The organism is Planococcus sp. CAU13 (assembly GCF_000775575.1).
Lineage (GTDB): Bacteria > Bacillota > Bacilli > Bacillales_A > Planococcaceae > Planococcus.
Window position 1 is genome coordinate 1 of the sequence record NZ_JRGN01000320.1, and the last position, 7544, is coordinate 7544.

At 47.2% G+C, this 7544-nt stretch carries 7 protein-coding genes; all 7 read left to right on the plus strand.

Annotation, left to right across the window (positions count from 1 at the left end; all coding sequences use genetic code 11):
* A partial coding sequence (gene infB, locus KW93_RS14885) for a translation initiation factor IF-2 (RefSeq protein ID WP_052131653.1) occupies positions 1-2106 on the plus strand: 2106 nt, incomplete at its 5' end.
* On the plus strand, positions 2103-2381 hold the full coding sequence (locus KW93_RS14890) for a DUF503 domain-containing protein (protein ID WP_033543833.1): 279 nt from the start codon (positions 2103-2105) through the stop codon (positions 2379-2381). The genes infB and KW93_RS14890, both read left to right, overlap by 4 nt.
* A gap of 18 nt (positions 2382-2399) precedes the next feature.
* On the plus strand, positions 2400-2753 hold the full coding sequence (rbfA, locus tag KW93_RS14895) for a 30S ribosome-binding factor RbfA (RefSeq protein ID WP_033543834.1): 354 nt from the start codon (positions 2400-2402) through the stop codon (positions 2751-2753).
* Positions 2754-2820: 67 nt separating this feature from the next.
* The gene (gene truB, locus KW93_RS14900) at positions 2821-3750 is read left to right on the plus strand and encodes a tRNA pseudouridine(55) synthase TruB (RefSeq protein ID WP_033543835.1); all 930 of its coding nucleotides are present in this window, start codon (positions 2821-2823) and stop codon (positions 3748-3750) included.
* Between the two features lies 1 nt (position 3751).
* Complete coding sequence (gene ribF / locus KW93_RS14905) at positions 3752-4696, plus strand: riboflavin biosynthesis protein RibF (RefSeq protein WP_033543836.1); 945 nt, start codon at positions 3752-3754, stop codon at positions 4694-4696.
* Between the two features lie 140 nt (positions 4697-4836).
* The gene (rpsO, locus tag KW93_RS14910) at positions 4837-5106 is read left to right on the plus strand and encodes a 30S ribosomal protein S15 (protein ID WP_033543837.1); all 270 of its coding nucleotides are present in this window, start codon (positions 4837-4839) and stop codon (positions 5104-5106) included.
* Between the two features lie 148 nt (positions 5107-5254).
* On the plus strand, positions 5255-7372 hold the full coding sequence (gene pnp / locus KW93_RS14915) for a polyribonucleotide nucleotidyltransferase (protein ID WP_033543838.1): 2118 nt from the start codon (positions 5255-5257) through the stop codon (positions 7370-7372).
* The last annotated feature ends 172 nt before the right edge of the window (positions 7373-7544 follow it).

Consider the following 7544-nt stretch of genomic DNA (forward strand, 5'->3'; position numbering starts at 1 on the left):
AGCCGTCCACAGGGACAGGGATCACGTCCGGCAGGCCAGGGCCAGTCTCGTCCACAAGGCGGCCAAGGTGGATCCCGGCCAGCTGGACAAGGGCAATCCCGTCCGGGCCAAAGCGGATCACGCCCGGCTGCAGCACCGAGCCAAGGGCAATCCCGTTCACAGGGCAACGGGCAGCGACCTGCTGCACCAGCTAAATCAGGATCAAACTTTACTCCAAAAGCGGCAAAACCGACTGCAGGACCAGGACAGCGCAATACCAACCGTCCGGGCGGCGGAAACCGCAACCGCAATAAAGGAAAGCAGCAGCGTCCGGTAAATCCGCTGCCTCCGATGCCGAAAAAAGAAAAAGAATTGCCGGCTAAAATCACTTTCTCAGAATCTCTGACTGTTGGGGAACTGGCGAAAAAATTAGGCCGCGAGCCATCAGAAATCATCAAAAAATTATTTATGCTGGGTGTAATGGCTACCATTAACCAGGAGCTGGATAAAGATGCGATTGAACTGATCTGTGCTGAATATGAAGTTGAAGTGGAAGAAGAAATCCTGGTTGATAAATCCGACCTGGAAGTTTATTTCGAAGCCGAAGACGAAACATTAAATGAAGAACGTCCACCGGTTGTAACGATCATGGGGCACGTTGACCATGGTAAAACAACTTTGCTGGATTCAATCCGCCATACTAAAGTGACTGCAGGCGAAGCCGGCGGCATCACTCAGCATATCGGTGCCTATCAGGTTGTCGAAGGCGACAAGAAAATTACGTTCCTTGATACACCTGGACACGCCGCTTTCACAACGATGCGTGCACGCGGTGCCAAAGTAACCGATTTGGCGATTATTGTTGTCGCTGCAGATGACGGCGTTATGCCGCAGACTGTAGAAGCCATCAACCATGCGAAAGCTGCTGAAGTTCCGATCATCATCGCTGTCAACAAAATGGATAAGCCAAGTGCGAATCCGGACCGCGTTATGCAGGAACTGACAGAGCACGGACTGGTTCCTGAAGCATGGGGCGGCGATACGATTTTCGTGCCGATTTCGGCTTTGAAAGGCGAAGGCATTGATCAACTGCTTGAAATGATTCTTCTTGTTTCTGAAGTGGGAGAATTGAAAGCGAACCCTGCCCGCCGTGCAATCGGGACAGTTATTGAGGCAGAGCTTGATAAAGGCCGTGGCTCAGTAGCGACTCTTCTTGTACAGGACGGTACGCTGAATGTTGGAGATCCGATTGTTGTCGGCAATACATTTGGCCGTGTTCGTGCAATGGTATCCGATGTTGGCCGCCGCGTTAAAGAAGCAGGTCCTTCAACACCGGTTGAAATTACCGGTTTGAACGATGTGCCACAGGCCGGTGACCGCTTTGTTGTCTTCGAAGATGAAAAAACAGCCCGTCAAGTGGGCGAAACACGTGCAACTTCAGCGCTTCAGGTTCAGCGTTCTGAAAAAACACGCGTGACACTTGATAACTTGTTTGATCAATTGAAGCAAGGCGAGATGAAGGAATTGAACCTGATCGTCAAAGCTGACGTGCAGGGAGCAGTTGAAGCAATGGCTGCATCTCTTCTGAAAATCGATGTAGAAGGCGTAAACGTGAAGATTATCCACACCGGCGCCGGTGCCATTACAGAATCCGATATTTCACTTGCCGCTGCATCCAATGCAATCGTCATCGGGTTCAACGTCCGTCCGGATGTTAACGCGAAACGTGCTGCAGAGGCAGAAGGCGTGGATATCCGTCTGCACCGCATCATCTACAAAGTGATCGAAGAAATTGAATTTGCAATGAAAGGCCTGCTTGATCCTGAATTTGAGGAAAAAGTTATCGGCCAGGCTGAAATCCGCAGCACATTCAAAGTATCGAAAGTCGGTACGATTGCCGGAAGCTATGTAACAGAAGGCAAGATTACCCGTGACAGCGGCGTTCGCGTAATCCGCGAAGGAATTGTCGTGTTCGAAGGCGAAATCGATACATTGAAACGCTTTAAAGACGATGCCAAAGAAGTGGCGAAAGGCTACGAATGCGGTATCACGATCAAGAACTTCAATGATGTCAAAGAAGGCGACATTATCGAAGCTTATATAATGGAAGAAATCGAACGGAAATGATCTTTTACATGGAATGCGAATTTTTTATCCCGACTGCGCATTCATTGAAGGAAAAAAGGGCAGTGCTGAAAAGCATGCTGACCCGTTCGAAACAAAAATTCAACGTTTCCGCTGCCGAGATTGATCACCAAAATGTATGGCAGCGCACCCGCATCGCCTTTGTCATCGTCTCCGCTTCCAAAGAGCAGGCTGAGAAAGAAATGGCGCAAGTGCTCCATTACCTGGAGAGCAATCCGGCGTGGGAATGTCTTGAATATCATCAAGAATATTTGTAAGAACGAGGTGAATAAGCAATGACAATGCGCTCAAATCGTGTAGGCGAACAAATGAAAAAAGAGCTGAGCGATATTATCAGCCGCAAGTTGAAAGACCCGAGAATCGGATTTGTGACGGTGACGGATGTCGAAGTTACAGGTGATCTTCAGCAGGCGACGGTGTATATCAGTGTATTGGGAGACGATGCAACAAAAGAGCAGACATTGCTCGGCTTATCGAAATCCAAAGGGTTTATCCGTTCAGAAATCGGCCAGCGCATCCGTTTGCGCAAAACGCCTGAATTATCTTTTGAGTTTGATAGTTCAGTGGCATACGGAAATCGCATTGATACGCTGCTGCGGGAAATCAAAGAGCCAAAAGACGAACAATAAAACCAGGCCTGCTGTCTATTTCTTAGATTGCAGGCTTTTTTACATATCTTGAAGGGGGCTGAACGGGATGGCCATTAATGGAATTCTTCCTTTATGGAAAGAAAAAGGCATGACTTCCCATGATTGCGTTTTTAAACTGCGAAAAATATTAAAAACGAAGAAAGTCGGACATACCGGAACCCTTGATCCTGAAGTGGACGGCGTACTGCCGATTTGTATCGGCAATACCACAAAAGTGGCTGAATATATCACCGACCAAGGAAAAACGTATGAAGCGGAAGTCGCTATCGGCTTTTCGACTGAAACAGAAGACGCCACCGGTGAAATGGTCGACCTCAATCCGGATGAAAAGATCATCACGCGGGAACAGGTGCTGGCAGTGCTGAGCGGCCTGACGGGAGAAATCACCCAAGTTCCACCCATGTATTCCGCGGTGAAAGTGAACGGCAAAAAATTATATGAATATGCCAGAGCGGGGATTACAGTGGAGCGGCCACTGCGAAAAGTCCGGATCGACTCCATTGAATTACTGGAAGATAACGAACAATGGACTGGCGTAGATATTCATTTTCGCATCCGCATCCGCTGCGGAAAAGGGACTTATATCCGGACTCTTGCTGTGCAGATCGGTGAAGCGCTTGGATATCCTGCCCATATGTCGAAATTGACGAGAACGGAATCCGGCAAGTTCAGGAAAGAAGATTGCCTGACACTTGCACAGGTGGATGAAATTGCTCAAAATGGAGCTATCGGAAATGTTTTGAAGCCACTCAGCTATGGACTGAGCGCATTTCCAATGGTGGAAGTAGAGACGAAAGAGTTTTTTGCAATGAAAAATGGGCAGGTGCTTCCAATGCATCCTTTATTGGAATCGAATCCATTCCTGGTTTTCACGGTAAAAGGAGAACCTTTTGCCCTGTATAAAAAGCATCCCGAAAAAGAAGGCAGGATGAAACCTGAAAAAATGTTTGGACTACCGACAGAAGACGAGGTGTAGGATGAAAATTTTTCACTTGAATTACCCCAATCTCATGAAACCCGAAGAAGCTCTGGGGCCTTTGTCAATGGCGATTGGCTTTTTTGACGGCGTTCATAAAGGGCATCAGAAAGTGATTGGCGAAGCAATCGGAAAAGCGCGTGAATTGGGCGTGAAATCAGCCGTCATGACTTTCGATCCGCATCCTTCCCTGGTGCTTGGCGGCCGAAAAGAAGAAGTGTTTTATATTACACCCCTTCAGCAGAAGATGGAAATCCTGCAGGATATGGGAGTGGACGTCTGCTTTATCGTCCGCTTTACATCCCGTTTTGCTCAATTGCTGCCTGAAGAGTTTATCGAAAATTTCATTGAAGGCCTTGAAGTGGTCCACGTCACTGCCGGCTTTGATTTTTCGTTTGGAGCAAAAGGGCAGGGCACCATGGAGTTGATGGAGCGCCAGAGCGGTGGCCGGTTTGGCGTCAGCATCATAAGCAAACAGGAAGACGGCATGGAAAAAATCAGCTCCACGCGCATTCGAAGCCATTTGAAAGCGGGCGAAATCGAAGAAGTGTGCAGATTGTCCGGGCGGCCATTTAAAGTTTCCGGCACTGTCATCAACGGAGACAAGAGAGGGCGCACGATCGGTTTCCCGACGGCCAATGTCTTGCCGGATTCGGGTACATTCATACCGGGCAGAGGCGTTTACGCTGTGCGCCTGCATGTACAGGGTAAAACTTATGAAGGTGTCTGCAATGTAGGCTATAAACCCACTTTCAATGATCCGAATCTGAAGCAGCTGACGATTGAAGTCAACATTTTTGATTTCGATAAAGATATTTACGGTGAACGGGTGACCGTCGATTGGCATAAACGCATCCGGGACGAACAGAAGTTTTCGGGCATCGATGAATTGAAAGCGCAGATCGAAAAGGATAAGCAGGAAGCGATCCGATTTTTCGCTGAGTGAAGAACAGCAGTCCGGTTGATTTTCAAATTGCCGTGTGCTATGATTTATAAGTACTAAATGTACCAACCGTTGCTTGGCAAATCGAATCACCAACGTTTGCTCAGTAATTGGGGCTATCAGAAATTAGGAGGTGGAACAGTATGGCAATTACTCAAGAGCGTAAAAATGAATTGATCAATGAATTCAAAGTGCACGATACAGATACTGGATCTGCAGAAATTCAAATCGCCATTCTTACAGAAGACATCAACAACCTGAACGAGCACTTACGTACTCACAAAAAAGATCACCACTCACGTCGTGGTCTGTTCAAAATGGTTGGACGCCGTCGTAACTTGTTGAAATACCTTCGTGAAAACGACGTAGCTCGTTACCGCGAACTAATCGCAAGACTTGGCCTGCGCCGATAATAGCACTCAGTAAAAGCGGGATTCGTCCCGCTTTTTCTTTATGGATAAAATTTTCAGCATAGAATCGCACAGCTTATGCTTTTTTGATACACTACTAGTAATGGATACATAAAACTGTCTATACATCGGAACAGAGAGGAGCTCGATTATGGAGCAAACTAAAAAGGTCTACACATTTGATTGGGCAGGCCGTGAATTACAGGTCGAAGTCGGCCAATTGGCAAAACAGGCAAACGGAGCAGCATTCATCCGTTATGGAGATACAGCGGTACTGTCTACAGCCACAGCTTCCAAAACACCGAAACCACTGGATTTCTTCCCGTTGACAGTCAACTACGAAGAACGGCTTTATGCAGTCGGTAAAATCCCTGGAGGTTTCATTAAACGTGAAGGCCGTCCGTCAGAAAAAGCGACGTTGACGAGCCGTTTGATTGACCGCCCGATCCGCCCGCTTTTCCCGGACGGCTTCCGCAATGAAGTCCAGGTTATTTCAATGGTTATGTCCGTAGATCAGGACTGCCCTTCTGAAATGGCAGCGATGTTCGGATCTTCATTGTCATTGATGATTTCCGATATTCCGTTTGACGGCCCGATTGCCGGTGTTATCGTCGGACTGATTGATGGGGAGTACATCATCAACCCGACAAATGATCAGTTGGAAAAAAGTTCCATTAACTTGACGGTGGCGGGTACGAAAGATGCCATCAATATGGTTGAAGCTGGAGCAAAAGAAGTTTCCGAAGAAGTCATTTTGGAAGCCATCATGTTCGGTCACGAGGAGATCAAGAAATTGATCGCGTTCCAGGAAGAAATTGCAGCTGAAGTCGGAAAAGAAAAATCCGAAATCCAGTTGTTCGAATTGGACGCTGAACTTACCGAAACGATCAAAAACTCCGTTGAAGCCGAATTGGTTGCTGCTGTGCAGGTAAATGAAAAGCAGGCACGCAATGAAGCGATCGATGAAGTGAAAAAAAGCGTAATGGCACAATATGAAGAATCAGATGACGATGTGAAAAAACAGGCGGGCCAGATTTTGGATAAAATGGTCAAAGACGAAGTGCGTCGCCTGATTACGGATGAGAAAATCCGTCCGGATGGCCGTGGACCTTCAGAAATCCGTGCTTTGTCTTCAGAAGTGGGATTACTGGCACGTACGCACGGTTCAGGTCTTTTCACCCGCGGGCAAACACAGGCAATGAGTATATGTACGCTGGGTGCCCTTGGCGACGTCCAGATCATTGACGGACTCGGAATTGAAGATACAAAACGCTTCATGCACCATTACAACTTCCCGTTGTTCTCAGTTGGTGAAACCGGATTCCTTCGTGGGCCGGGCCGCCGCGAAATCGGCCACGGGGCACTGGGTGAACGCGCGCTTGAAGCGGTCATCCCGAATGAAAAAGATTTCCCTTATACAATTCGTCTGGTTGCTGAAGTTCTCGAATCAAACGGTTCGACTTCACAGGCGAGCATCTGTGCTTCAACACTTGCAATGATGGATGCGGGTGTGCCGTTGAAAGCACCGGTAGCCGGTATTGCAATGGGCCTTGTGAAAAAAGGCGACAATTATACTGTTCTGTCCGATATCCAGGGTATGGAAGATTATCTTGGCGATATGGACTTTAAAGTAGCCGGAACAGCTGATGGCATCACAGCTCTTCAAATGGATATCAAAATTGACGGATTGTCACGCGATATCCTGGAAGAAGCTTTGACCCAGGCGAAAATCGGGCGTATCCATATCCTTGAATCCATGCTTGCGACTATTTCCGAGCCGCGTGAGCAATTGTCCAAATTTGCTCCGAAAATCATTATGGTCAAAATTAATCCTGACAAGATCCGCGATGTAATCGGGCCTGGCGGGAAAGTGATCAATAAGATCATTGATGAAACAGGCGTCAAGATTGACACTGAGCAGGACGGCACTATCTTCATTTCTTCTGTTGACGAAGAGATGAACGCCAAAGCGAAAGCGATGATCGAAAATATCGTTCGCGAAGCAAAAGTTGGGGAATATTACGAAGGCAAAGTGAAACGCATTGAGAAATTCGGTGCTTTCGTTGAATTATTCCCGGGCAAAGACGGACTTCTCCATATTTCTGAAATTCAGGAAGAGCGGACCAAAGAAGTTGAAGACGTATTGAAACTTGATGATATTGTCCAGGTCAAAGTCATTGAAATTGACCGTCAGGGCCGTGTAAACTTATCACGCAAAGTTGTATTGAAAGAACAGAAAGAACAGGCTGAAAAAGCTAATCAAGAATAACTTGGAATTGCCAGCGAAAGTTGGCAATTTTTTCTTATTTCAAAAGAAGTGAAGAAATACTAAATTATATATGACTTTGGAAAAGCGGATCTATGTCTAGACTCCAGCTGCCCAACTCTTCGGGTCATAAGCCAGCCCAGTATCTAGTCTCCAGTGCCTAGCTCTTCGGGAT

Coding starts and splice junctions, on each gene's coding strand:
- truB (WP_033543835.1), top strand. CDS start 2,821: ATGGCCATTAATGGAATTCTTCCTTTATGGAAAGAAAAAGGCATGACT.
- pnp (WP_033543838.1), top strand. CDS start 5,255: ATGGAGCAAACTAAAAAGGTCTACACATTTGATTGGGCAGGCCGTGAA.
- rpsO (WP_033543837.1), top strand. CDS start 4,837: ATGGCAATTACTCAAGAGCGTAAAAATGAATTGATCAATGAATTCAAA.
- ribF (WP_033543836.1), top strand. CDS start 3,752: ATGAAAATTTTTCACTTGAATTACCCCAATCTCATGAAACCCGAAGAA.
- rbfA (WP_033543834.1), top strand. CDS start 2,400: ATGACAATGCGCTCAAATCGTGTAGGCGAACAAATGAAAAAAGAGCTG.
- KW93_RS14890 (WP_033543833.1), top strand. CDS start 2,103: ATGATCTTTTACATGGAATGCGAATTTTTTATCCCGACTGCGCATTCA.